Genomic DNA, 23,619 nt, shown 5'->3' with positions numbered 1-23,619 from the left:
GTTTGCCTTATGGAGAACCGCTCCGTATCGTGTCCTCTTAAGACTGCCTGTTTGCCGAATTTCCCATTTGACCATCGCTACCGAGGAACCGTTCATGCGCCGTCCATCCGTCCGCCTGCTGCTCGCGCTCGCCGCTGCCCTGCCGTTCGCGGTCTCTGCGGCCACGCTCAAGGTCGGCGACCAGCAACTCCAGACGCGCGGCATCCTGGAAGCCTCCGGTCAGTTGAAGGACGTGCCGTACACCATCGAATGGTTCAACTTCCCGGCCGCGCAGCCACTGGGCGAAGCGCTCAATGCAGGGGCCATCGACGTAGGCGGGCTGGGCGACGCGCCTCTCATCTTCGCCTACGCCGCGGGCGCGAAGATCCGTGCCGTGTCGGCCACGCGTTCGATACCGCTCGACCTTGCAGTCGTCGTGCCCGACCATTCTCCGATCGGAAACGCCGCGGACCTCAAGGGCAAACGCATTGCCACCACGCGCGGCTCGATCGGCCACTACCTCGCCATTGCCACGCTCGAACGCGCCAACCTCAAGCAGACCGACGTCACCTGGGCGTTCATGCAGCCTGCCGACGCGCGGGCTGCGCTTGCCTCCGGCAGCGTCGATGCGTGGTCCACATGGGACCCGTACGTGGCGCTTTCCGAAGCACGCGACCACTCGCGCAGCGTGGCGAACGGCATCGGCCTTTCCTCGGGCCTGAGCTTCGAAGCCGCTACCGACGAGGCCATTCGCGACAAGCGCGCAGAGCTCGCCGATTTCCTGCGCCGCGTGGCCGCCGGCCAGCGCTGGGCGCTCGATCACCCCGACGAAGTGGCCGCAATCCAGTCGCGCGTGACGGGCCTGCCCGCCGACGTGCTGAAAACGGTCTATCAGCGCGCCCAGCTGCATCCCGTGCCGATCGACAACGCGTTGATCGCCGAGCAGCAACACACCGCCGACCTTTACTTGCGCGCCGACGTGATCAAGACGCACCTCGACGTCACGCCGAGTTTCGACAAGCAGTTTTCGTCGAGCGCCCCCTGATGCCGCGCAAGCGCCAACGCACATATTAGTTGGACTCCCGATGACCCGCCGACCTCCCGACACCGCCCTCGCCGAAGTCGAACGCGATCCCGCCGCGCTGGCCGCACTCGCCGACCTCGATGCCGATGCCGCCCAGACCTGGCTCGACGCTCTCAGCGCGCAATTCGCCGCAGGCGCCGCCGAACTCGACGCGGGCCCGCACTTTCCGCACGAGAACCTGGCGCATCTGCGCCGCGCGGGCCTGCTCTCGCTCACGGTGCCGCGCGTGCTGGGCGGCCATGAGGCCACGCTTGCGCAAACCCTGCGCGTGGTGCGCGCCATCGCGCGCGGCGAGCCTTCGACGGCGCTGATCTTCGTGATGCAATGCCTCTACCACGTACGCCTCCAGGCCAATCAAAACTGGCCGGCCGCGCTCAAGGAGCGCGTGGCGCGCGACGCCGTCGAACGCGGCGCGCTCATCAATTCGCTGCGCGTGGAGCCGGAGCTCGGGTCGCCCTCGCGTGGCGGCCTGCCGGCCACCGTTGGGCGGCGCGACGGCCAACGGTGGATCCTCAACGGCCGCAAGCTCTACTCGACCGGCAGCCCCGGTCTCACCTGGCTCGCGGTGTGGGGGCGCACGGACGAGGCGACGCCGCGCGTGGGCACCTGGCTCGTGCACCGCGACTCCCCGGGTATGCGCTTCGGCGCGCCGTGGAATCATCTGGGCATGCGTGCAACGGGCAGCCACGAGGTGATCTTCGAAAACGTCGAAGTGCCCCTCGAATACGCGGTCGATCTGCAGGTGCCCGGACCGGCCAACGGCATGGACCCGGTGACGGCGGTATGGATGAACGTGCTGCTGCCCGCGATCTACGACGGGGTAGCACGCGCGGCACGCGACTGGTTCGTGCAGTGGGCGGCGACACGCGTGCCGTCGGGGCTTGACGCACCGCTTTCCAGCCTCGACAGCTTCCAGCAGACCGTGGGCCGCATCGATGCGCTGCTGATCGCCAATCGCGTTCTGCTCGATGCGGGTGCAAGCGGTGCCATGCCGGTATCCGAAGCCCAGGCGATCAAGTACCTCGTGAGCCGCAACGCGATCGACGCGGTGCAGCACGCGCTGGAAGCCAGCAGCAATCCGGGCCTGAGCCGCGACAATCCACTGGAGCGGCACTATCGCGACGTGCTGTGCGCGCGCATCCACACGCCGCAGAACGATAGCGTGCTGGGCGCGCTGGGTCGTGCGGCGTTCGCGGGCCATGGAGCGGCCGCGTCATGACGATTGATGTAAAACGCTTTGGCGTAGCCGATACCGATAGTTGACGATCGGAATCAAGATGGACAGGGGCGTCGGGGTATTCTTAAAGTCGGTTCCGACGATATCGAGGAGTTCCCGAATGGAACCGAAAGCGGCAGGTCTCGTTGCCGGCGATGCCGTCGCCTACCCTGCCGATGACCTCGTTGCCGCCCGGCAAGCAGACCGTTCATGGGGCTTCGCGCACAAAGACGGCCGTCCGTACTGAACGCCGCCCCGCCTTCATCGCCCCGCGGCGAACAGCAGCGAGAGCCCCGAAGAAAGCATCAGCCCGTCCACCACGAGCCGGAACGCATGCGGCGACATCCGCGCAACGATGCGGCGCGCGCCGAACGTGCCGAGCATGAGCGACGTTCCCGTAATCAGGCCGTCCACGATCAAGTGCATGGGCAACGCGCCGAAGTGCTCGAACACCGAGACCTTGGCGCCATACACGGCGAGCGACCCCGCTGCTTCGGTCGCAAGAAATGCGCCCTTCACCAGCCCGTAGCCCATGAAAACCGGCACGGTGATGGGCCCGGTAGAAACGACGATGCCCGTTAAAAAGCCCACCACGGCGCCAATGAGCGAAAGGTGCAGCAGCGAGAAACGGATCGCGCGCCGCGCGAACCAGCGGCGCGTCGGCACCATGGCGAGAAAGAACAAACCAAGCGCCAGCTCGACGGCGCGCGGCGGCAACGCGAGCAGCGTGCGCACGCCCAGCATCGCGCCAGGCACAGCCGTCACGCAATAGGCCGAGCAGGCACGCCAGTCGATCTCGCGCCACCACGACAGCACCTTGCCGAGATTTCCCATGATGGCGGCGATGGCCATGATCGGCACGGCTTCCTGCGGTCCGTGCAAGATCACCAGCACAGGCATGAGCATCATCGACGAACCAGTCCCGATCACGCCGCTCAGCACGCCGGCCATCAGCCCTACCGCAAGAACGACCAGATACCCCATTGCTCCCCCTTCGTTTCAACGCATTTTAACCGGCGGCTTTTATGCGGGAGCCTTGCGGCTTTTCATCCGGCTTGCATGCGACTTCGGCGCGCTTCGCTCCGGCGCAGCCAGACTACCCGATGCAGCGGCCCTCAGATAGCGGCGAAAAGTCGAACACTCCATGTGGCTGCGCTCGGGGCAGGCCGCGGCATGCCGCAGACCATCGCGCATGGCGCTCAGGCGGCGAATGGTCTTGTCCAGCTCTTCCGCTTTGGCCGTCAGCATGCCACGGTCGATCTCCGTGCGCTTCGTGCCGGAGAGCATCCGCACGATCTCGTCGAGCGAGAAACCCGCGGCCCTGCCGAGCGCCACGAGCGCGAGACGTTCCAGCACGGCAGCATCGAACACGCGACGCAAGCCGCGCCTGCCCGTCGAAACGATCAGGCCCTTCTCCTCGTAAAACCGCAATGTCGAAGCCGGGACGCCCGTGCGCCGCGCCACTTCCGAGATGTCGAGATGCTCCACGCTTGACCTCAAGTCGACTTGAATTCGTATAGTCCAATGACGCTGTTGCGAAGATTATCAAGGAGAACGCCATGCATGGCACGTCGTCGCCCAACGATGAGCAGTCGAAGCTGTGGAACGGTCCGTCCGGCCGCGCGTGGATCGACACGCAAAGGCTGCTGGATACGCTGTTCACTCCGTTTCAGGATCTGCTCGTCGAAGCGCTTGCGAAACGCCCCGAAAGCCGCGTGCTCGACGTGGGCTGCGGCACGGGCAGCACGACGCGCGCGCTTGCGAAGCAAGGCAGCGTGCGAGGCCGTTGCATCGGCATCGATATCTCCGGTCCCATGATCGAAGTGGCTCGTCTGCTCGCCGAACGGGAAGGCTCGACTGCGCGCTTCATCTGTGACGACGTGCAGCGTCATTCGTTCGAGCGCGCGAGCTTCGATACGATCGTCTCGCGCTTCGGCGTGATGTTCTTCGCCGACGCCGTCGAGGCGTTCGCCAATCTGCGGCATGCCGCGAGCGAGCAAGCCGGCCTGCATTTCATCGCCTGGCGCAGCGCGGCGGAAAATCCGTTCATGACGACGCCCGAGCGCGCGGCAGCACCGCTGCTGCCCGCATTGCCCCCGCGCCGCCCCGGTGCCCCGGGGCAGTTCGCGTTCGAAGATCCTCATCGCATCGCGGCCATTCTGGAGGCGAGCGGGTGGAATCGCATCGAAATCAGGCCGATCGACGTTCCATGCAGCATGCCCAAGACGGGACTCGTCGACTATCTGACGAAGCTCGGTCCGGTAGGCCGCGCACTCGAAACCGCCGACGAAGCCACGCGCGGGCGTGTGGTCGATGCCGTCCGCGTGGCCTGCGAGCCGTACGTGCACGGCGACACGGTGAGTTTCACTGCCGCCTGCTGGTTCGTGGAGGCCAAGGCCTCGCCGGACTGAGTGAAAGTCCCGCGCGGCCGCTTTCAGGGCGGCAGCACCAGCGAGCCGCAACCCGTGTCGGTGACGAACACGGCAAGCAGTTTCGCCGGCCGTACCGGGTCGGGATTCTCCGCGAAAGCATGCAGCGCGTAAGGCGCCTCGAACCAGGTCTGGCCGCGATGATAGTCGGCCGCCGGCGAGCCCGCCATCTGCGAGCGCACCACGCCTTCGAGCACATAGGCCGTCACCGACCCGGGATGCCGGTGCGCCCCCGTGAATGCCCGCGGCGGAAAATCGACAATAGCCGTCGTCACCGACTTGCCCGGCGCGTTCGGAAGCGGCTCGCACGAAAGCGGACGAACCGTGGTGGCGGGACGGCCGGCGCTCAGGGCGGCTTGCTCCGGTGTGGCGCCCGGTGATGTCGCACAGATCGCCGCCAGCCACGACGGCATGGAGTCCGAAGGAACGCCGGCCAGCGTTGCCAGCGCGAGCGCCGAAACCGCCATGACGGCACGCGCCTCACGAAACGGCCACTCGTAAGCGCCACGCGTTACCGTGAGCGCTTTCATCGCGCGGCGTCCGGCAGCGACCCGCGCATTGCCGGCGACCAGCCCAGTTCGCGGGCGGCCTTTTGCGCGCTCACCACGCCCGTCTCCTCGGTGATATTGAAGATGCCGCCAGGCGAGCGTTCAAGAGCGAGCCGCGCGGCCCAGGCTGCTGCCTCCACGTGCACGGGGCTGGCGCCGCGCGGCTCGTCGGTGCCCGTGCCGGGGCCATACAACTGCCCGTAGCGCAGCACCGTGCCGGTCAGCGGCGCTTCGAGCACCTGGCGCTCGAGCGAAACGACACCGTCGACCGTCACGCGCCGCGCACCTGTGGCTTCGGTGTCGAGCGGTTGCGTCTCGCGATAAGGCATGGCCCCCTCACGCCAGGCCCACGCAATGCTTTGCGCGACCAACTTCGTCGCCCCAGCCGCGACAGCAGCCGCGATCAGATTGCGGGTGCCTTCGTCGCGTATTCTCGCGTTCGGCGCCACGGCCTGTGCCATTTTCTCGGGCGGCAGCCCCGCGGGCAGATCGGTCAACTGGTGGATCACGCTCGCCGGCCCGATCCGCTCTACCGCATGGTGCAGCGCGGGTGCGTCGAACACGTCAACGAGAACCGGCACGACGCCGAGTTTTTCCAGTTCTGCGGCACGTTCGGCACGGCGTGTTGTCCCGAAGACGGTATAGCCCCCTTCGACCAGCAGCGGCGCGAGCGCGCGACCGATTGCACCGGTTGCGCCGGCCAGAAACACTTTTCGATTCATCTAATAGCCCTCAGTCGTCGAGTGGGTGAAAGCGGCACCTGGGCGTGCAGCCTCAGCGATACATCAGGCAGAAGAATAAAAGGCGTATTGGACTTACAGAAGATCCAATATAGAGCTTTTCATTGATCCAATTTGAACCGGGGCGTTCGGGGTAGACGGTGCAGGTATGCTCGTGCGAGGCGGCCACGCGCGATTTCAAACAATAGAGGAGACTTCAATGCAAGACATCCAGGCGCTGGCGCGCCAGATCTTCAGTAATCAGCCGTTCACGCGCCACATGGGTGCGCAACTCACGGCAATGGGAAGCGATCATGCGGAAATCACGCTTCCGATTGCCGATCACGTGAAGCAGCAGCACGGCTTCGTGCACGGCGGCGCCATCAGCTATCTGGCCGACAATGCCATGACCTTCGCCGGCGGTCTGGCGCTCAACGGCGACGCCCTCACTGCCGAGTTCAAGATCAACTATCTGCGCCCCGCCGTCGGCACGCACCTGGTCGCGCGAGCCAAAGCTCGAAGCGCGAGCAAGCGTCAGGCCGTCTGCCAGTGCGAGATTTATGCCGTGGACGGCAGTGAGGAGAAACTCTGTGCCTTGGCGCAGGGCATGGTCGTGCCATCCAATTAATTTGCATTACGATGCATCGATAAGGCATTCCACTCAGCCCAACGCCCGCTCCAGCACGCGCGCAAGCTTGCGCGCCGCGGCGTGGATCTCGTCGGCTCCCACGCTCGCGAATCCGAGCACCAGCCCGGACGGCGCAGCCTGCCGCACCGCGTACGACGAGAGCGCACGCGTTTCGATGCCCGCCTCGCCGGCCAGCGCAGCCACACGCGCATCGTCGGTCCCGAGCGGCAGGAAAGCCGGCACATCGATGCCCGCGGCAATTTCGGGCAACGCCAGCAGACCCGTCCAGTAACGGCGCGCCGCGGCCTGAAGCGCCTGCGCGCGCTCGCCGTACAGCTCCCGCATATGCCGCACGTGCCGACCGGCATGTCCTTCCGCGATGAAAGCGTGCAGCGTCGCCTGGGTATCGAGCGGTACATGGCGACTCGTGAGCGAAAACGCGGCAACGAACGGCTCCACCAGGTGTTCCGGCAACACCGCATACGCAATGCGCAGGCCGGGGAAAAGCAGCTTGCTGAATGTTCCGCAATACACCACATGGCCCGTATCGTCGAGACTCTTGAGCGCCGCGAGCGGCCGGCCGTTGAAGCGGTATTCGCTGTCGTAGTCGTCCTCGACGATGAGGGCGCCCTGCGAACGCGCCCATTCGAGCAGCGCGAGACGGCGTTCGAGCGCAAGCGGTGGCCCGAGCGGGGCCTGCCTGCCCGCCGTCACATACGCGAGTCGTGCGTGCGGCCCCAGCGACACCCCCGCGGCCACGTCGATACCGTCGCGATCCACAGGTACGCAGACGAGCTTCGCACCGGCCGCTTCGAAAACGAGCCGTGCGCCCTGGTAACCGGGATCTTCGATCCACGCTTCGTCGCCCGGATCGAGCAGCAGCCGCGCGCATACGTCCAGCACCTGCTGCACGCTGCCGAGTATGACCACGTGTTCCGCCGAGCACGCAATCCCGCGCGCCACGCGCACGTGTTCCGCAATCGCTTCTCGCAATGGCCGGTAGCCTTGTGCCTCGCCGTCTGCGAGCAGCCCACGGTTCTGGAGTTTGACGCGGCGTGCCGCGATCCGCGCCCAGAGCGCATACGGAAAGGCCTGCAGATCAGGCTGCGCCGGGCGGAACGCGCGGGCCGGCACCGAGCGCCCTTCGACTGCAAACGCGCTGCGGGCAAGCAGCTTGCCGCGCGTGGAGAGGCCGATGTTGCGCGCCGTGGCCAGCACCGTATGCGCTGCGGCGCCGCGCCTCGATATCCGCACGGGCTCGAAATGCCGGTCCGGCAGGTCCGCGGCAACGAAACTCCCCCGGCCCACCGTACCGCAGAGATAGCCCTCTGCCGCAAGCTGGGCAAATACGCCGACCACGGTACCGCGCGAAATCGCATAGCGTGCTGCGAGATCGCGCGTCGCCGGCAGGCGCGCACCCGGAGAGAGACGGCCTTCGAGAATCGCCGCGCGCAGTTCCCCATAAAGCCAGCGATGCAGAGGCACGCCATCCGGTTTCGGGTTCAACGCGACTTCGACTTCTGGTGCGCGGCGCATGGGAGTGCCTTTTTTCGTATCCGGATGAAATTGGTTCAGCGATTGCAGGGCTTTCGAGGCAATCTTCTGTCCAATCCGGCATTATGCACGGCGACTGCCAGACGGCATCCGTTACGCTTTGCGCGAAGGTCGAGTCTTGCTCCGTTCGAGCCACGCCACGAACAGCTCGCGCGCGGGCGCAAGATAACGTGCGAACGGCTCGCTCCGCCCGTTCGCATACCAGTGGCAATAGCAGCCATGCATGACGGCGAGCAACACACGCGCCATCTCGGGCGAAACGCTCACGCCCGACCCCTCCATGCCCGCCACGACGGCACGCACATGCGCGTCCCACCCGGCGCGAATGTGTTCGCGCACTTCCGGCGGCAAGCCATCCGAAAACAGCAACGCCAGCACCACGCCTTTCGATTCGGGATTGCGCGTGAAGTACTCGGCCACCTTGTCGAACAGCCGGTCCAGACGTTCGACGGGCGGAAGACCCCCGAGGCTGCCGGGATGCAGGTCCTGCTCGATCTCCTGGAACAAGCTGATCGCGGCCTCGGCCAGCAACATCTCCTTGCTGTCGAAATGCCAGAGCAGGCTGCTCTTCGCGACGCCCGCGTCCGCCGAGATGCGGTCGAGCGTCACGCCCGTGTAGCCCACCTCGCCGATCAGGCCTTTGGTGACGTCGATCACGCGCTGGCGCGTTTGTGCCCCGCGGCGGTTGCCGCCTGTGGATTCGGCGCGCGCGCCGGCAGCGGTGGTGGAGCGTGTGGGTTTGGCGGATCGGGCTGACTTCATGAATCGTCGGGCATCGGGTAAGCGGTCATTCGGGCGGCCATGGCATAACCAGGCACAAGCGGACACAAGCAGCAAACGCCGCCAGCGAGATCGTACTTGACAGCACAGGCAAGAGGGTAGCAAACTGCGCCTGAATATAATTGTACTGACCGTTCAGTACATAAACAATCTTCGCGCCGAATTCGTGCCGAACAGGAGCCCACCATGTCCGCGCAAGCCCCCATCAGTGGCGATCTCGCCGTGCTGTTCGCCCGGCAGCGCAGCGCGTATACGTCCCAGCCCTATGCGCCGATCGAGCATCGGCGGGCGGCGCTCAAGCGCCTGCGCGCGGCGCTGCGCGGCCACGCGCAGGACATCGCGCAGGCTGTCTGCCGCGATTTCAGCGCCCGCGCAACGGCGGAGACCATGACGGTCGATATCCTGCCCTCCGTACTCCATATCAATCATCTGCTGGGCGGGCTCAAACGCTGGATGAAGCCCTCCAGACGGCACACCGAGCGCGTGTTCATCGGCAACCGCGCATACGTGATGTACCAGCCCAAGGGGGTGGTCGGCATCGTGGTGCCCTGGAACTTCCCCGTCTATCTCGCACTCGGGCCGCTTGCCACGGCGCTTGCGGCCGGCAACCGCTGCCTCATCAAGACCTCCGAGTATGCACCCCACACCTCGGCGGCATTGCGCGCGATGCTCGCGCAATGCTTCGACGAAAGCGAGGTCGCCATCGTGGAAGGCGACGCCGAGGTCGCACAACGGTTCACGGCATTGCCCTTCGATCACCTCGTATTCACAGGATCTCCCGAAGTGGGCCGCCACGTCATGCGCGCCGCGGCCGCTAACCTGACGCCGGTGACGCTGGAACTGGGCGGCAAGTCGCCCGCCATCGTATCGCGCAGCGCGAATCTCGAAGAAGCGGCCATGCGCATCGCGCACGGCAAGACGGTCAATGCAGGCCAGATCTGCGTCGCGCCCGATTACGCGCTGGTGCCCGAAGAGCAGGCCGAAGCCTTCGCCCAGGCGGTGGCCGCAGCCTGCGAGCGGTTCTTCCCCGCCACTAGTGAGGACTACACGGCAATCATCAACGATCGTGCGTGGCAGCGTCTCAATGCGCTGATCGCAGACGCCCGCGCCCACGGTGCGCGCGTGATTACCTGCGCGATGCCCAAGGACGGACGGCACCTGCCGGTGCATATCGTGCTGGGCATGACGAACGCAATGCGCCTCGCGAACGAGGAAATCTTCGGGCCAATTCTTCCCGTGTGGACCTATGCGTCCTTCGACGCCGCCATCGACCACGTGAACGCGGGCACGCGGCCGCTCGCGCTGTACTACTTCGGCCACGAGAAACCCGAGTCGGACAGTCTGCTTCAGCGCACCCACGCGGGCGGCGTCACGCTCAACGACTGGGGCTGGCATGTCGTGAATCACGATCTGCCGTTCGGCGGCATCGGGACCTCGGGCATGGGCAACTATCACGGCGAAGAGGGCTTTCGCGAACTGTCACACGGCAAGGCCGTGTTCGCGGAGCGAAGCTGGTTCCCGATCAAGCTGTTCCACCCACCTTATGGCGGCTTCGTGCAACGCCTGAGCCAGCGGCTCTTTATCGGCAAGCCGCGCGAAGCGGTCCCGGAGCCGGTGCGCGCAAGCAGGACGTCGTAATGGGCAACGGCGGCCCGTCTGGCAGGCCGCCCTTGCCGCGGCTCGCAGAGGCCGCCTATACCTCCCCGCTCTCCACCATGCGCGCGATCTCCTCGTCGCGCAAAGCGCGCCGCAAAATCTCGCCTGCCGTCGTCTTGCGCAATTCTGCGCGGAATTCGATGACCCCGGGACGCTTGTAACCCATCAGCTGCGTCCTGCAGTATGCGTAGAGATCCGTATCGGTCAGTGCGGGATCCTTCTTCACGACAAAGAGCTTCACGGTCTCGCCCGAAAGCGCATCCGGCACGCCCACGGCTGCCGCCTCGTACACGCCGGGATGACGCGTCACCACCGCCTCGATCTCGTTCGGATACACGTTGAAACCCGATACGAAAATCACGTCCTTCTTGCGGTCCATAATGGAGAGAAAGCCGTCTTCGTCCATCACGCCGATGTCGCCGGTTCTCAGGAATCCGTCGCGCATCAGCACCTGCGCCGTTTCGCCAGGCCGCTTCCAGTAGCCGGCCATGACCTGCGGGCCGCGCACGCACACCTCTCCAACATGCCCCGGCGGCAAGGCGCGGCCCGCTTCGTCGCGGATGGAGACTTCCGTGGAAGGCAACGGCAACCCCACTGTGCCGGTGAAATCCGCCGCATCGGGCAGGTTGGCCGCCACGCACGGCGCCGCCTCCGGGAGGCCGTAGCCCTCGGCAATGGGCACGCCGGTCACCGCGCGCCAGCGTTCGGCCACCGTGCGCTGGACCACGGCCCCGCCTCCGCTCGCGTGCACGAGTTGCGAGAAGTCGAGTTCCTCGAAATCCGGTTCGGCAAGCAAGGCCTTGTACACCGTATTGACACCCGCAAACGAATGGATGCGGTAGCCGCGCAGTGCCCGGACCATGCCGGGCACGTCGCGCGGGTCCGGGATCAGGATCCCGAGACCGCCGCAGCGCATCGTCAGCAGGCCGCACACCGTCAAGCCGAAGATGTGATGAAGCGGCAACGCGATGACCGTGACGGGCTGCTCGATATCGGACCTCGCGCGATAGACGGGTTCGCTCCATGCCTGCGACTGCAGCACGTTCGCGATGAGGTTGCGGTGCAGGAGCACCGCGCCCTTCGAAACACCCGTGGTGCCGCCCGTGTATTGCAGTGCAGCGATATCGCCGGGTGCGAGCCTGACCGGCGTAAATCCCGCAGCGGCGCCCAGCGCCGTTGCCGCGACGAAACTCACGCAGGTCAAACCCGCATTCTCGCCGCCCATGGCAGGCCCCCGCGCGCCGAGCATTTCGCCGATCGACGTCACCACAGCATGACGGAGCCCGGTGCCCGCACGTGCAGCGCGCAAGGTGGACAGGTGCGCGTCGAGCACGACGATCGCCTCCGCCCCGCTATCTGCCAGCTGATGCTGGAGTTCGTGCGCCGTGTACAGCGGATTGACGTTGACCACGACGTAACCCGCCCGCAGGATCGCAGCAACCGCCACGGGGTACTGCAAAACATTGGGCAGCATCACCGCAATGCGCGCGCCCCGTTCGAGTCCTTGTGCCTGAAACCAGCCCGCGAGATGCCGCGAGCGTGCATCGAGTTCGGCATACGACAGTTCGCGGCCCATGCAAACGAATGCGCAGGCATCCGCGTGCGCGCGAAAGCTTTGCTCCAGCAGCTGAGCTATCGATTCGTAGTACGTGGTATCGATTTCCGCCGGCATACCGGGCGGGTACGATCTCAGCCAGACTTTTTCCATTTTTCTCCCCTGGCGCCTCAGCGCGCCGCGAGAGCCGGCATGCGTCCGGTCGGACGCTCGAAACAGTCGAAGAAGGTGCGCAACTGGGCCGGCGTGCCGCATTCGAGTGCGATCCGGCCGTCGGCCAGCGCAATCGTCAGCCGCGCTGCCACGTCGCCCAGCAGCGCATAGAGGGTTTCGGTGTCAAGAGCGAGTTGCAGGTCGACGGTCGCCGGCGCGCCCTCGTGGATTTGCAGCACGCCACGCCGCACCTCGAGCGCATAACGCTCGCTTTTGTCCACGATTCTGAACAGCAGCGTCATCGTCACGTCGGCACAGCGTGACGGGTCGATACGCACGCTGAATCCCTGAAAGAGGTTGCGCAATGGTTGCGCACGCAAGATGTCCATCGAGGCGAACGAGGCCGCGCCCCGAAAGGGCAGTTCCTCATAAGCGTGTTCGAGTTCGTTCGCCGCGCTCAAATACCAGTTGCGCCAGTTGGTGTTTTCCGTGCGATAACCGAGTTCGCGCAAGGCCGTGGCCTTGATGCCGCGCGCGGACTCGTCCGCCGGGTCGATGCGCACGAGCAGCGCCGCCAGCTCGGCAGCCCAGCGCCAGTCGCCCGCTTCGAGCGCGGCCTGCGCCGCCCGGCACACTGCCGCTGCACCGCCCATCAGCGCTAACGTGCGGCGCGCGCGCTCGAGGCGCGGCAGCGGATCGAGCGTGGTCGGATCGCCGTCGAACCAGCCCAGTTGCCCGGCATAAACCTGGCGCACCGAGTGCTTGACCGTGCCGTAGTATTCGCCGAGCCACGGATGCGCCGCCAGATGCGGCGGCAGCGCCGGAATCGCATCCGCGAGTTCGTCGGGGGTGAGCCCGTGGTTCATGTGCCGGATGCTCTGGTCGTGGATGAACTGGATCGCGTCGCGATAGACCTGCAGCACCTCCTCCACCGCGGCCGCGCCCGACACCGGCCGTCCATGCGCCGGCACCATGTGCGCCGCGCCGAACTCGCGCATCATGTCGATGGTCTGATACCAGCGCACCGGATCGCGATAGCGCGTGCCGCGCAAGGTGTGAACGTTCGCGAGGCATTCGCCCTGGATTACCTCCGCGGAAAGCAGCACACCCAGATCGGGCAGCCACATCACGATCTCGTCGTCGGCTTCGGAGGGTGCGTGGCGAAATTCGAAGCGCACGCCGGCCAGCACGATATCGAGGCGATCGTCGAACACGCGAGTGGGCGCAAGAAACGTTGCCGGCTCCGACACCAGCACGGGCCCGATGCCGGCATTGACCTTGCCCGTCGCACCGGGCGGCAGCAGCGCGCCGAAGCTGTACGCGGAGCGCGTGCCGAGAATCGGCGCGACGAGGTTTGCGTTGTTCACTACCACGTCCATCAGCGAACGGTGCGCGATGATCTCGATGCGGCCTTCGGCCAGCGCGGCTTCGTCGGCGAATGCCCGCACGCCGCCCGTATGGTCCGTATGATTGTGCGTATAGACGATGGCCTTGATGGGCAGCTCGCGATGACGCGGATCGATTTCGCAGAAGTCCTCATAAATCTTCTGCGCCGGGGACACGGCCTCGGTCACGTCGATCACCACGATGCCGTCGTCACCCACCACGAAGATGATGTTCGCGAGCGCGTAACCCACGGCACAGTACACGCGCTCCGCCACGCGATAGATGCGCTGCGCCATGCGGCGCGAGTGTTCGGTCAGCTTCGGCGCCACCGTTGGCGCAGCGACGGCGAATGCCAGATTCACGCCCGCGTCGAACGCGACGTCGAGCGGGTCCCCCACATGCGGTGCGTCGAAAGCGGGTTGGCGGGAAAAGTCCGGGCAACAGCAGTTCATGCAGTGTCTCCTTGGCGAATCAGATCGGCTACCTTTTCGGCAATCATGATGGTGGGGGCGTTGGTGTTGCCGCCGATCAGCGTGGGCATGATCGAAGCATCCACCACGCGCAGGGCGGCTACGCCATGCACGCGCAGTTCGTCGTCCACGACGGCAAGCGGATCGTGGCCCATGCGGCACGTGCCGACGGGGTGATAGATCGAATCCGCGCGGCTCCTGACGAGCCGTTCAAGTTCGGCCTCGCCCTGCGGCGCGGGGTGCATGTCGCGCAGCCGGTAACGCGCGAACGCGGGCTGCCGCATGATGCGTTGCGTGATCCGGTAGCCGTCCATGAGCGTTTCCACGTCTGCCTGCGCGGCGAGGAAGTTGGGATCGATGATGGGTGCCAACAGCGGGTCGGAGCCCGCAAGCGTCAGGCGCCCTGCCGATTTCGGGCGCAGCACGCACACGTGGCAGCTCACGCCATAGCGGCCCAGGTAGCGGTGCCGCCCATGGTCGTCGGAGAAGCCCACGAGAAAATGGAACTGGATATCCGGCCGATCGAGGTCGGCGCGCGTGCGCGCAAAGCCGCCCGCTTCGGCGAAGTTGGTGGTCAACGGGCCGCGCCCTTCGCGCCGCCACGTGCGCACCATGCGAGGCGCGCGCAGCGCCTGCTTCAGCGTGAGACCGAACACCGAGTCGTCGTGCGTCTGGTAGAGCGAGATGTAATCGACGTGGTCCTGCAGATTGCGCCCTACGCCCTCCAGCGCCACGCGCATTTCGATGCCGTGGCGCTGCAGTTCGTCCGCGGGGCCGATACCCGAAAGCATCAGCAACTGAGGAGTCTGGAAAGCGCCTGCGCAAAGAATCACTTCACGGCGCGCGCCGATCGTGAACTCCCCCGATTCGCCGCGGCACCGCACGCCGCATGCACGCCGGCCCTCCAGCACGAGATTCAGCACCTGCGTATTGGCCCACACCGTGAGGTTGCGGCGCGACATGGCCGGGCGCAGATACGCGCGCCCTGTGCTGTGCCGCACGCCGTTGCGCTGCGTGACGTGATAGAGGCCGAAGCCTTCCTGATGCTCGCCGTTGAAATCGTCGTTGCGGGCATAACCCGCCTCCTGTGCCGCTGCGGCAAAAGCCAGCGCAGCCGGATTCGGATCGCGCAGCGCTGCGACGTTCAGCGGGCCGTCCGTGCCGTGCCATGCATCGGCGCCGCCCTCGAAGTGCTCGGCGCGGCGGAAGTACGGCAGCACGTCGTCGTAACCCCAGCCTCGATTGCCGAGCGCGGCCCAGTCGTCGTAGTCAGTGCGGTGTCCGCGGGCGTAGATCATGCCGTTGATCAGGCTCGACCCGCCGAGCCCCCGCCCGCGCGGCTGATATCCGCGGCGCCCGAGCAGACCGGGCTGGGGCACCGTCTCGAACGCCCAGTTGTACTTGCCGCGCCGCGGCACCACGGCGGCCATCCCCGCCGGGCAGTTCACCAGGGCGCTCTCGCCGGGCGGCCCGCTCTCGATCAGGCACACCTGCACGTCGCCGCGCTCGGCGAGCCGCGCAGCGAGCACGCTGCCGGCCGAGCCGGCGCCGACGATCACATAGTCGAACTGGATTGCGTTGCCGATCGTATCCATCGCTCCTCTTTCGCTCCTGTTTTTGTTCATGTTCACTGCCTATGTGTCTACGGCCAGCGCTCCCAATATCGAAACAGGAATTTCTATTCCGATTTATGGGAAAAAAATTTTTGGGCTTCAGGTGGTCTCGGGCAACCGCAGGCAGCGACGCAACTGTGTCCGCAGATGCGGCCTCAGCCGGCGGCTCGAAAGCGACAGCGGCCCCGGATCGTGCAGCACGCAGTTAACGAGCAACCCGATGATCAGTTGCATGGCTGCGCGCACCTCGAACTCGATCGCGGTTTCGCGGGCCTTGCCGCGCTGCGCCTCGAACATCGCCGCAACAAGACGCGGCACGACCAGCCCCAGCACCTCGTTGCTCGTTTCCTTGACGGCGTCCCAGCTGTCCTTGTGCTGCGAAGAGCGCAGCAGCGAGGCATGATAGAGACCGCGGTTGCGGCGGAATGCCTGCACATAGAGATCGACCATGGCGTCGGCCAGCGCGCAGGCATCCTTCGATTGCCAGACCGCGCGATTGGCCACTTCGTCATGAACGTACTCGAGGCTCTCCGTCATGACCCGGTCCTGCACGACCTGAAAGAATACGTCCTTGTTCTCGAAACGGCGGTAGAACGCGCCGATGGACGTGTCCGCACGCTCCACGATGTCGCTGATCGACAGGTCGTCGAGATTGCCGCCGGCTTCGATGAGATCCCGGCCCGCTTCGAGCATGCGGGTCAGGCCCTCCTGGCTGCGGAGCTGGCGCGGCGCCGTCACGGTCCCGCGGCTGCGTTTGCGGCCCGGCTTGTTGGCGGCCTTGCTGGCGGACTTGTTACCGGGTTGGCTGCCGCGTGTTTCGCTGGTCGTCATCGGTCTTGAAGGGCGTACCTTGAAGCAGATTTCCGTGGAAACGGAATTTCGATTCCGGTATCCTGAGCGACTGGCTCGCGCTTGTCAAGTCTCGCTTGTCTACCTCCGTCACCCCGCCGCTGCATCCATCAGTGTGCCGGCAAGCTCCATGGCCACAGCCGCGGCAGGAGATGGCGTGCGCTCGGTCAGATGCACGAGTACGAAGTCGAGAGTGAGGCGCGGTGGGCTCGCAAGCGGAATCGTTGCGAGCCGCCGCTCGTCGAGATCGCTCTGCACCGAGGAGGCTGTGGCAAAGAAAACCGCATCGCTTTCGGCCACGACGGCCTTCAGCACGCCAACGTCGTTGCACACGGCCTGCAGCGGAATCTGCTCGTGTGCGCGAATCTTCAGCAGCCGGTGCAGCGCATCCTTCATGAACGCGGGCAGCGGCACGGAAACGAGGGGAAATTCGCGCAGCGCGGAAAGGGGAACCTCGCCGCGCGCAACGAGGGGGTGGCCTGGCCGCGCGAACCACGCTCCGGCGTGGCGCGCCAGCCGATGCAGCGTCACATCCGGGGCCACGGCCTGCAGGCGGCGGTCCGCCACCAGCAGGTCCACCTGTTCGGCGCGCAGCTTGCCGAGCATCGCATCGGCCTCGCCCACCTCCACCGAGATCTTCACCTTGGGAAAACGCCGTGAGAACCCGACGATCAGCTTCGGCAGCAAAATCGCCGCCACGTAAGGCCCCACGCCAATGCGCACCTCTCCGAACTCGTGCGCCTTGAGCAGCTCCAGGTCGCGAAAGAGGCAGCGCGTTTCGAACAGCACGCGGCGCGCGCGGCCGACCATGAGGTTGCCGGCCGCAGTCATGGCCACGCCGCGCGCCGCCCTGTCGAAGAGCTTGATGCCCAGGTCGTCTTCGAGCGCCTGGATGCTGCGGCTGAACGCCGACTGGGAGAGATGCGCACGCGCGGCAGCGCGCGCGAAGCTGCCCTCTTCGGCCAGCGCCACGAGGTGCATCAGCCGGCGAGAATTGATGTCATGCATGTTTTGCAAGCTTCCTTTGCATCGTTTGCACTTGAATGTGCGCGAGGTCACGCGTCAAATACCCCGTGCTTTTCAGTTCGTACGCAATTTGCACGCAGTGGGCACACAGCGGGCCCGCAGTGGGCATACTGGGCACGCGCTTCGGACCGCCAGCCTGGCACAACCGGTGTGCGGCGCCACGATCCGGCACGCTCAATCGCAATCGTACCCAGATCGTGACTGACTTGCCGTTTCGTTACAGATTCGCTTAGGAGTGTCCAATGGTCGAAACCGAAGGCTCCGCGCTCGCCGCGGCATCGCCGGCTACCCCGAGAACCGGCGCGGTCGGCCGCCGCTGGGGCGTGGTCGCCACGCTCTTTCTGTTCATGGCGATCAACTTTGCCGACAAGGCCGTGCTCGGTCTCGTGGCGGTGCCCGTGATGCACGACATGCAGCTCACGCCCGCCCAGTTCGGCCTCGTGGGCAGCGCGTTCTTTCTCCTGTTCTCCCTTTCCGGCGTCGTCACGGGTCTCGTGGCCGACCGCTGCAACCTCAAGTGGCTCATGGCGGTGCTCGCGCTCGTCTGGGCCGCCGCCCAGTTGCCGCTCGGCTGGCAGACCACGTTTGCGGTATTGCTCGTCTGCCGTATCCTGCTGGGCGCAGGCGAAGGTCCGGCTTCGCCGCTCGCGCTGCACGTGGTCTATACCTGGTTCGACGACCGCGAGCGCAACCTGCCCACGACCATCGTGCAGCAGGGCGCCACCGTGGGCGTGATCGTCTCGGGGCCGCTGCTCACGTTCCTCGCCCAGCGCTGGAACTGGCATGCGCCGTTCGTGGCGCTGGGGTTCGCCAGCCTCGTCTGGATGGCGCTCTGGCTCTGCGTGGGCGGCAGTGGACAGCACCGGCGGCCGACCAGCAAGGCCACCGCGCCGGCACTGCGCACGCGCGCGCGTTGGCGCGACTTCGGCCGCCTGCTCGCCGACCGTACCGTGATCGGCGTGATGCTGCAGTCGTTCGTGGGCTACGCCATCATTTCCATCGGCTTCACCTGGTCCCCCGCCTATCTGCGGCTCGCGCTTGGCTTTCCAGCCCTCCAGGTAGGCTGGATCTTCGCGTTTCTGGTGGGCGCCCAGATTCCCGTGGGCATCGCCCTCGCCGTGTTCTCGCACCGGCTGCTGGCCCGCGGCCTGCCGTCCCGCTTCGCGCGCGGCGCCATGGTCAGCAGCGCGTGCGTGGTAAGCGGGCTGGCGTATAGCCTGCTGTATCTCGGCGTCTCTCCGCTCGTGAAGGTCTCGTTGCTCGCGCTCGCCGGCTCGCTCGCCATCCAGACGTTCTCGTTCGGCCCCCTGCTCGTTGCGGAAGTGGTGCCCGCGGAGCGACGCGGCGCAATGCTCGCGATCACCAACTCGATCGTCACGCTCGCAGGTCTGCTCGGACCGTTCGCCATGGGCCGGGTGATTGGCTCCGGCCACGGCGCACAGGGCTATGAACTCGGTTTTGCCTTTGTGGGCACCCTGCTTTTCGCGACCGGCTGCGCCGGTTTCTTTCTCCTCAATCCGCAACGCCCGGCACGGCGCATCGGCCAGCCGGCCGGCTAAAAACCGGCGATCCAAAGCCAACGGCGGGGCCGCTCTCGCGATCCCCCCCGTCGTCTCGTCCTTCCTTGCCGCTTCAGAAAGCGTGCCGCAGACCCACCGACACGCCGAGCTGCGTTCCCTTCTGCGCCGTCCCGATGCTCTGGATTCCTTGCAACTGCGCGCCGATCAGGTCGCCTCGATATTGCCCGTAATCCGCTTCGGCATAGATGCTGGTCCGCACCGAAAGACCATAGTCGGCGACGAGCTGGTATTGCCACGCCGAACCGTCCTTCGCGGGCGTTCTGCCGTCCTGCAGCGTACGCCATACGTTGGCTGCGAAATGCCATGCGTAGCCCACTTCCTGCGTGATGCCTCCGAGGATCATGCGACGCTTCGCGAAGTCGGTGTACTTCGTGGCGACGAACCCCGCCGCCGTGAACGGTCCGTTGGCGAAGTTCGAAAACCCGGGCGCGTTGCTGTCTTCGATATAGCCGAGCGCAAAGCGCGTCTTGTCCCACGTGTACGAGCCGCCAAACGTCCAGGCCCTCGCGGGTGCGCCGTCGACCGAATCCCGCGACTCCTCGTACGCGCCGCCGAACTTCACGGGGCCGTTCTGCGGCGACCACGCGGCGGCAAAGCCGACCTGGCTGCCATAGCCAAAGTGGCCCGCATCGCCGCCGAACGCATAGCCGGCGGAGAACATGATGTCGTGCACATGTATCTGGTATTGCGCCTGGTTGCTCGTCCAGATGCCGCCGGTGAGCGTGACTTCGGGCTGGAACGTGAAGTCGTAGGGAATCCACGGATTGCTGCCGTAGCCACCGATGGTGATCCCTTCGATCATCACGTTGTACTGACGACCCAGAATGACCTGCCCATATGAAGTGGAGCGAATGCCCACTTGCGCCTCGTTGAAGAACGGCAGCGAGGCGTCGCTTTGCCCGCTGTTCAGATAGAACCGGTTCTCCAGCTTGAAGAACGTGGACCATCCATCGCCGAGCTGCTCGACGCCTTGCAGGCCCCAGCGGCTTTCCGTCATGCCGCCATTGGCCATCTGGAGTTTCGAATCGCCTGCCGCCGTGGTGTTCGTCATATAACGAATGCTCTCGTCGACGATACCGTAGAGCGTGACACTGGATTGCGCCTGTGCCTCGTGAGAACACAGCAACGCCAGCGGCACCACGAAACCCCATTTTTTCGGCTTCCACATACTGCTGTCTCCTCCATCTGGTTTTAAGTTTGAACGCGCCGGATGTGTGGGCCCGTTCAGGGCACGAGCCACGTCATGCAATATGCGGCAGCGATGGACGGGAGAGACAGTGCATTCTTTGCACACTGAAATTGCAAAGAACGAGGGAACGTCTGGGGATTTTCAGAGGGGAAAGAAGAATGCCCGACATGGCGCCGGGCTTCGATCGAGGATGAAGATACGTGCGGGTGAGCCGGGCTCAGACAAGCACGTCGGCAAACACGCGCGAGGCGAAGCGGTTCGAATCCGTGCCCGAGTTGACCACACCCACGGTCTTGAGGTCGTCGGCATAAAGCGCGATTTCCTTGCGGAACGCGTCGCCCACCGGATGATGATGGTCCGTGTGGCTCCTCAGCATGGCGGCAAGCTGGCCCACGTCGGCGTTCGGCGCGTAAGCCGAGAACACCTTCGCGGCCTCGTCCGGATGATTCGCAGTCCATTCGGTCGCTTCGAGCAGCGCCTGAGTCAGTGCCTGCGCCGTCGCGCGATCCTTGCGGATCAGCGAGCCGCGCACGCCCAGCACGCAGCACACGCGGTTCGCGTATTCGCCGCACAAATTGTTCGACACTTCATACAGGTGGTCCGATTCGCGCAGCGTCCAGATGGTCGGATCGCCGTCGGCAATCGCCTGCACCTCGCCTTTCTTCAGCGCCTCGCCCAGCAGGTTGGCCGGGTACTGGCGCCAGCGCACATCGCTATCCGGATCGATGCCCTGCTTCTTGAGCGTGATCGCGAAGAAGTTCTTCGCCGGACTCGCCATGTCGCTCACGCCCACCGTGCGCCCCTTCAGCCCGGCGATATCGACGATGCCCGAGTTCTTCGTCGCGAGCAGACGCATGCAGCCGCCATGGATGCCGGCGGTGAGCTTCACGTCGAACCCCTGCTCCAGCGGCTTGATCCAGCGCAGCGCCATGCCGACGCCCGCATCCGACTTGCCCGTGGCGATCGCCTCCAGCAACTGGTCCGTCGAGCCCGCGAAGTTGACGAGCTCGATGTCGAGCCCGCGCTTGCGGAAAAAGCCCTGCGTGAGCGCCACGGGCACCGGCGCCGTGCAGATGGCGCCCGCGTTCCAGGAGAGCTTGAGCGACTTCGCGCCTTCGTCGGCCAGCGCGCGCGTGGCCGGCAAACCGAAGGAAAAACCGCCGAGCGCGGCGGCCCCCGCCGTCAACGCCGTTTTGCGCAGCCAGGCGCGGCGGCCCGGATGGGCGGCACAGAGAGTGTCGGGAGCGTCGGTCGAATTCATCGGTGTATCGGTTCCGTGGTGGGATGGGAGAAAGAAGCCGGGAAAAAGCGTGGGAAAAACGCGTGGCTCAGGCTTCGAGGCCAAGTTGCGCGAGCACATCGCGACGCAATTCGACCAGCGCCGGATCGTCGCGATGGCGCGGATACGGCGCGTCGTTGCGGACCTCGGCGATAATGCGCGCCGGCCGCCCGCTGAAGACGATCACCCGGTTAGCCATGACAAGCGCCTCCTCCACGTCGTGCGTGACGAACAGCACCGAAAAGCGGGCGCGCTGCCAGAGCGCAACCAGTTCGCCCTGCATGCGGATGCGAGTGAGCGAATCGAGCTTGCCGAACGGTTCGTCGAGCGCGAGCAGCGCAGGATCGTTGACGAGACCGCGCGCCAGCGCCGCCCGCTGCGCCATGCCGCCCGAAAGCTGATGCGGCCAGGCCTTGGCAAATTGCGTGAGGCCGACGAGTTCGAGCGCCGCGTCGATGCGCGCCTGCACCTGCGCCGCCGTGGCCGCCCCGCGCCGCCTGCCCTGCGCCTGCGGCCCGATCGCCACGTTCTCGCGCACCGTGCGCCAGGGAAACAGCGTGGGATCCTGAAACACCAGCACGCGTGAAGGATCGGGACCGGCAATTGCCGCACCATCGGCCGCAACGGTTCCCGCGCGCGGCGTATCGAGCCCGGCAACGAGCCGCAGCAGCGTCGATTTTCCGCAGCCGCTCGGCCCCAGCAGCGCGACGAACTCGCCGGGCTGCACGGTGAGGCTCACGTCGTCGAGCACCGGCAGCGTGTTGCCGCGCAGCGCGAAACCGTGGCTCACATGGCGGATATCGATGCGCGCGCCCGTGCGGGCAGCCCCATCCGGCGATGCATTCGCGTATGCAACGTTGCCCGTTACCATTTGAGCAATCCTTTTTGCCAGCCCAGCAGGCGGTCGCGCACGCGAAACAGCAGCGTGATGAGGCCCGAGCACATCAGCGCCATCACGAGGAGTCCTGCGTACATATTCGAGTAGGCGGCCCATCCCTGGGCCCATTGGAGATACCAGCCGAGACCCGCCTTCACGCCCATCATTTCCGCCACGATGAGCACGGAGAACGAAGCGCCGAGCCCCATGAACAGACCGACGAACACCGAAGGCAGCGCAGCCGGAATGGCCACGCGCAGGATCAGGAAACCGGGGCGCGCGCCGAGCGTGCGGGCCACGTCGTAGAACGCCGGGTTCACGCCCGCCACGCCCGACCAGGTGAGCACCGCCACCGGAAACGCCGAAGCGAGCGCGATGAGAAAGACGCTCGCACTGAAACTCGACGGAAAGAAGAAAAACGCCAGCGGCAGCCACGCCACGGCGGGCAGCGGTCCGATGAGGCGCAGCACAGGATGCAGCCAGTAGCCGACCGCGCGCGACCAGCCTATGCTCACCCCTACGACGAAGCCGGCCACCGCGCCGATCGTGTAGCCAAATGAAAGCAGTCCGAACGAATGAGCGACGCTGGAGGCAAGCCTCGCGTAGTCGTCGAAGAAAACGGCGATCAAGGCCTCCGGCGGCGCAAAGAACGGCCGCGGCAGCCACTCTAGTTTGGCGGTGACGATCTCCCAGCCGCTCACGCCGACGGCGAGGGCAATGAGCCAGGGCGACGCCGCCAGCCAGCCGCCGCCACTGGCGCGCAATTCGGGGGCATCCGCGCTTCGCGTGGCGAAACGGCGCACGCGCCACGCGATGACGATGGACAGCAACGCAAGCAGCAGCTCAAGCTCGAACAACGTGTCGGCATGCGGCCAGTCGTCGAGGCTCGGCCACGCGCGCGTGACCGTGGCGGCGCCCAGCCAGGCGAGCGCGGCCAGTGCGCCCGTCAAGCCGCTGCGACCGGCACTGCGCCGTTCGGGCACGGCCTGCGCCTCGGGAAGCTCCAGCGTTGGGACTTGGGTAGACATTGCTACGTTCTCCCTACTTGA

General features: G+C 65.8%; 22 protein-coding genes. 7 read left to right on the top strand and 15 right to left on the bottom strand.

Annotated elements, in window-relative coordinates; translation table 11 throughout:
* The first annotated feature begins 94 nt into the window (after positions 1-94).
* The 3 genes from U5760_RS27335 to U5760_RS27325 all read left to right on the top strand — a co-directional run bounded on the left by U5760_RS27335 (position 95) and on the right by U5760_RS27325 (position 2,526).
* A complete protein-coding gene (locus tag U5760_RS27335) occupies positions 95-1,024 on the top strand; it encodes an ABC transporter substrate-binding protein (RefSeq protein WP_322015428.1) in 930 nt (309 codons plus the stop codon).
* Positions 1,025-1,064: 40 nt separating this feature from the next.
* Positions 1,065-2,282 carry an acyl-CoA dehydrogenase family protein gene (locus tag U5760_RS27330; protein ID WP_322015427.1) on the top strand — a complete coding sequence of 406 codons (1,218 nt, stop codon included), beginning with the start codon at positions 1,065-1,067 and terminating at the stop codon, positions 2,280-2,282.
* A 118-nt stretch (positions 2,283-2,400) separates the two neighbouring features.
* Positions 2,401-2,526 (top strand): hypothetical protein, encoded by a 126-nt coding sequence (locus U5760_RS27325; protein WP_322015426.1) that lies wholly within the window; start codon positions 2,401-2,403, stop codon positions 2,524-2,526.
* Between the two features lie 14 nt (positions 2,527-2,540).
* Here U5760_RS27325 and U5760_RS27320 read toward each other — a convergent pair whose 3' ends face one another.
* On the bottom strand, positions 2,541-3,263 hold the full coding sequence (locus U5760_RS27320; protein ID WP_322015425.1) for a sulfite exporter TauE/SafE family protein: 723 nt from the start codon (positions 3,261-3,263) through the stop codon (positions 2,541-2,543).
* A gap of 39 nt (positions 3,264-3,302) precedes the next feature.
* The gene (locus U5760_RS27315) at positions 3,303-3,767 is read right to left on the bottom strand and encodes a helix-turn-helix domain-containing protein (protein WP_322015424.1); all 465 of its coding nucleotides are present in this window, start codon (positions 3,765-3,767) and stop codon (positions 3,303-3,305) included.
* 71 nt (positions 3,768-3,838) lie between these two features.
* On the opposite strand from U5760_RS27315, the gene U5760_RS27310 reads away from it, so the two are divergent.
* Entirely contained in the window at positions 3,839-4,690 is an 852-nt protein-coding gene (locus U5760_RS27310; protein WP_322015423.1) for a class I SAM-dependent methyltransferase, read from the top strand.
* 23 nt (positions 4,691-4,713) lie between these two features.
* Here U5760_RS27310 and U5760_RS27305 read toward each other — a convergent pair whose 3' ends face one another.
* Complete coding sequence (locus U5760_RS27305; RefSeq protein WP_322015422.1) at positions 4,714-5,238, bottom strand: cupin domain-containing protein; 525 nt, start codon at positions 5,236-5,238, stop codon at positions 4,714-4,716.
* Complete coding sequence (locus U5760_RS27300) at positions 5,235-5,978, bottom strand: NAD(P)-dependent oxidoreductase (RefSeq protein WP_322015421.1); 744 nt, start codon at positions 5,976-5,978, stop codon at positions 5,235-5,237. The genes U5760_RS27305 and U5760_RS27300 overlap by 4 nt, the downstream gene beginning before the upstream one ends.
* Before the next feature lie 217 nt (positions 5,979-6,195).
* Between U5760_RS27300 and U5760_RS27295 the strand changes: the two genes are divergently transcribed.
* Positions 6,196-6,603, top strand: coding sequence for a PaaI family thioesterase (locus tag U5760_RS27295; RefSeq protein WP_322015420.1), 408 nt, complete (start codon positions 6,196-6,198; stop codon positions 6,601-6,603).
* Between the two features lie 33 nt (positions 6,604-6,636).
* Here U5760_RS27295 and U5760_RS27290 read toward each other — a convergent pair whose 3' ends face one another.
* Together U5760_RS27290 and U5760_RS27285 are read right to left on the bottom strand one after the other, a co-directional pair.
* The gene (locus U5760_RS27290) at positions 6,637-8,139 is read right to left on the bottom strand and encodes a PLP-dependent aminotransferase family protein (protein ID WP_322015419.1); all 1,503 of its coding nucleotides are present in this window, start codon (positions 8,137-8,139) and stop codon (positions 6,637-6,639) included.
* A 111-nt stretch (positions 8,140-8,250) separates the two neighbouring features.
* On the bottom strand, positions 8,251-8,919 hold the full coding sequence (locus tag U5760_RS27285) for a TetR/AcrR family transcriptional regulator (RefSeq protein WP_322015418.1): 669 nt from the start codon (positions 8,917-8,919) through the stop codon (positions 8,251-8,253).
* A gap of 204 nt (positions 8,920-9,123) precedes the next feature.
* Between U5760_RS27285 and U5760_RS27280 the strand changes: the two genes are divergently transcribed.
* On the top strand, positions 9,124-10,575 hold the full coding sequence (locus U5760_RS27280) for a coniferyl aldehyde dehydrogenase (protein ID WP_322015417.1): 1,452 nt from the start codon (positions 9,124-9,126) through the stop codon (positions 10,573-10,575).
* Positions 10,576-10,630: 55 nt separating this feature from the next.
* On the opposite strand, the gene U5760_RS27275 is transcribed toward U5760_RS27280, so the two are convergent.
* From U5760_RS27275 to U5760_RS27255, 5 genes are all read right to left on the bottom strand, one after another.
* Entirely contained in the window at positions 10,631-12,301 is a 1,671-nt protein-coding gene (locus U5760_RS27275) for an AMP-binding protein (RefSeq protein ID WP_322015416.1), read from the bottom strand.
* 17 nt (positions 12,302-12,318) lie between these two features.
* Positions 12,319-14,139 (bottom strand): alkyl sulfatase dimerization domain-containing protein, encoded by a 1,821-nt coding sequence (locus tag U5760_RS27270; RefSeq protein WP_322015415.1) that lies wholly within the window; start codon positions 14,137-14,139, stop codon positions 12,319-12,321.
* Entirely contained in the window at positions 14,136-15,752 is a 1,617-nt protein-coding gene (locus tag U5760_RS27265; protein ID WP_322015414.1) for a GMC family oxidoreductase, read from the bottom strand. The genes U5760_RS27270 and U5760_RS27265 overlap by 4 nt, the downstream gene beginning before the upstream one ends.
* A gap of 117 nt (positions 15,753-15,869) precedes the next feature.
* Positions 15,870-16,601 carry a TetR/AcrR family transcriptional regulator gene (locus U5760_RS27260; RefSeq protein WP_322015413.1) on the bottom strand — a complete coding sequence of 244 codons (732 nt, stop codon included), beginning with the start codon at positions 16,599-16,601 and terminating at the stop codon, positions 15,870-15,872.
* Positions 16,602-16,709: 108 nt separating this feature from the next.
* Positions 16,710-17,627 (bottom strand): LysR family transcriptional regulator, encoded by a 918-nt coding sequence (locus U5760_RS27255; RefSeq protein ID WP_322015412.1) that lies wholly within the window; start codon positions 17,625-17,627, stop codon positions 16,710-16,712.
* Between the two features lie 260 nt (positions 17,628-17,887).
* Between U5760_RS27255 and U5760_RS27250 the strand changes: the two genes are divergently transcribed.
* Entirely contained in the window at positions 17,888-19,204 is a 1,317-nt protein-coding gene (locus tag U5760_RS27250; RefSeq protein ID WP_322015411.1) for an MFS transporter, read from the top strand.
* Positions 19,205-19,277: 73 nt separating this feature from the next.
* Here the strand turns inward: U5760_RS27250 and U5760_RS27245 are convergent, their stop codons facing one another.
* The 4 genes from U5760_RS27245 to U5760_RS27230 form a co-directional block, all read right to left on the bottom strand.
* Positions 19,278-20,393, bottom strand: coding sequence for a porin (locus U5760_RS27245; protein ID WP_322015410.1), 1,116 nt, complete (start codon positions 20,391-20,393; stop codon positions 19,278-19,280).
* Positions 20,394-20,631: 238 nt separating this feature from the next.
* A complete protein-coding gene (locus U5760_RS27240) occupies positions 20,632-21,675 on the bottom strand; it encodes an ABC transporter substrate-binding protein (protein ID WP_322015409.1) in 1,044 nt (347 codons plus the stop codon).
* Between the two features lie 67 nt (positions 21,676-21,742).
* Positions 21,743-22,564 carry an ABC transporter ATP-binding protein gene (locus tag U5760_RS27235; protein ID WP_322015408.1) on the bottom strand — a complete coding sequence of 274 codons (822 nt, stop codon included), beginning with the start codon at positions 22,562-22,564 and terminating at the stop codon, positions 21,743-21,745.
* Positions 22,558-23,598 carry an ABC transporter permease gene (locus U5760_RS27230; protein ID WP_322015407.1) on the bottom strand — a complete coding sequence of 347 codons (1,041 nt, stop codon included), beginning with the start codon at positions 23,596-23,598 and terminating at the stop codon, positions 22,558-22,560. The genes U5760_RS27235 and U5760_RS27230 overlap by 7 nt, the downstream gene beginning before the upstream one ends.
* Between the last annotated feature and the right edge of the window lie 21 nt (positions 23,599-23,619).

The organism is Paraburkholderia sp. J12 (assembly GCF_905220215.1).
Taxonomy (GTDB): Bacteria; Pseudomonadota; Gammaproteobacteria; order Burkholderiales; family Burkholderiaceae; genus Paraburkholderia.
The sequence above is the reverse complement of the archived record's forward strand: the minus strand, read 5'-3'. Positions and strand labels throughout refer to the sequence as shown.

What these genes read in the sequence shown, in the direction of transcription:
- U5760_RS27280 (WP_322015417.1), top strand. Translation starts at nt 9,124, where the DNA reads ATGTCCGCGCAAGCCCCCATCAGTGGCGATCTCGCCGTGCTGTTCGCC.
- U5760_RS27250 (WP_322015411.1), top strand. Translation starts at nt 17,888, where the DNA reads ATGGTCGAAACCGAAGGCTCCGCGCTCGCCGCGGCATCGCCGGCTACC.
- U5760_RS27320 (WP_322015425.1), bottom strand. Translation starts at nt 3,263, where the DNA reads ATGGGGTATCTGGTCGTTCTTGCGGTAGGGCTGATGGCCGGCGTGCTG.
- U5760_RS27255 (WP_322015412.1), bottom strand. Translation starts at nt 17,627, where the DNA reads ATGCATGACATCAATTCTCGCCGGCTGATGCACCTCGTGGCGCTGGCC.
- U5760_RS27245 (WP_322015410.1), bottom strand. Translation starts at nt 20,393, where the DNA reads ATGTGGAAGCCGAAAAAATGGGGTTTCGTGGTGCCGCTGGCGTTGCTG.
- U5760_RS27295 (WP_322015420.1), top strand. Translation starts at nt 6,196, where the DNA reads ATGCAAGACATCCAGGCGCTGGCGCGCCAGATCTTCAGTAATCAGCCG.
- U5760_RS27300 (WP_322015421.1), bottom strand. Translation starts at nt 5,978, where the DNA reads ATGAATCGAAAAGTGTTTCTGGCCGGCGCAACCGGTGCAATCGGTCGC.
- U5760_RS27325 (WP_322015426.1), top strand. Translation starts at nt 2,401, where the DNA reads ATGGAACCGAAAGCGGCAGGTCTCGTTGCCGGCGATGCCGTCGCCTAC.
- U5760_RS27260 (WP_322015413.1), bottom strand. Translation starts at nt 16,601, where the DNA reads ATGACGACCAGCGAAACACGCGGCAGCCAACCCGGTAACAAGTCCGCC.
- U5760_RS27235 (WP_322015408.1), bottom strand. Translation starts at nt 22,564, where the DNA reads ATGGTAACGGGCAACGTTGCATACGCGAATGCATCGCCGGATGGGGCT.
- U5760_RS27330 (WP_322015427.1), top strand. Translation starts at nt 1,065, where the DNA reads ATGACCCGCCGACCTCCCGACACCGCCCTCGCCGAAGTCGAACGCGAT.
- U5760_RS27310 (WP_322015423.1), top strand. Translation starts at nt 3,839, where the DNA reads ATGCATGGCACGTCGTCGCCCAACGATGAGCAGTCGAAGCTGTGGAAC.
- U5760_RS27335 (WP_322015428.1), top strand. Translation starts at nt 95, where the DNA reads ATGCGCCGTCCATCCGTCCGCCTGCTGCTCGCGCTCGCCGCTGCCCTG.
- U5760_RS27305 (WP_322015422.1), bottom strand. Translation starts at nt 5,238, where the DNA reads ATGAAAGCGCTCACGGTAACGCGTGGCGCTTACGAGTGGCCGTTTCGT.
- U5760_RS27270 (WP_322015415.1), bottom strand. Translation starts at nt 14,139, where the DNA reads ATGAACTGCTGTTGCCCGGACTTTTCCCGCCAACCCGCTTTCGACGCA.
- U5760_RS27290 (WP_322015419.1), bottom strand. Translation starts at nt 8,139, where the DNA reads ATGCGCCGCGCACCAGAAGTCGAAGTCGCGTTGAACCCGAAACCGGAT.
- U5760_RS27285 (WP_322015418.1), bottom strand. Translation starts at nt 8,919, where the DNA reads ATGAAGTCAGCCCGATCCGCCAAACCCACACGCTCCACCACCGCTGCC.
- U5760_RS27275 (WP_322015416.1), bottom strand. Translation starts at nt 12,301, where the DNA reads ATGGAAAAAGTCTGGCTGAGATCGTACCCGCCCGGTATGCCGGCGGAA.
- U5760_RS27240 (WP_322015409.1), bottom strand. Translation starts at nt 21,675, where the DNA reads ATGAATTCGACCGACGCTCCCGACACTCTCTGTGCCGCCCATCCGGGC.
- U5760_RS27230 (WP_322015407.1), bottom strand. Translation starts at nt 23,598, where the DNA reads ATGTCTACCCAAGTCCCAACGCTGGAGCTTCCCGAGGCGCAGGCCGTG.
- U5760_RS27265 (WP_322015414.1), bottom strand. Translation starts at nt 15,752, where the DNA reads ATGGATACGATCGGCAACGCAATCCAGTTCGACTATGTGATCGTCGGC.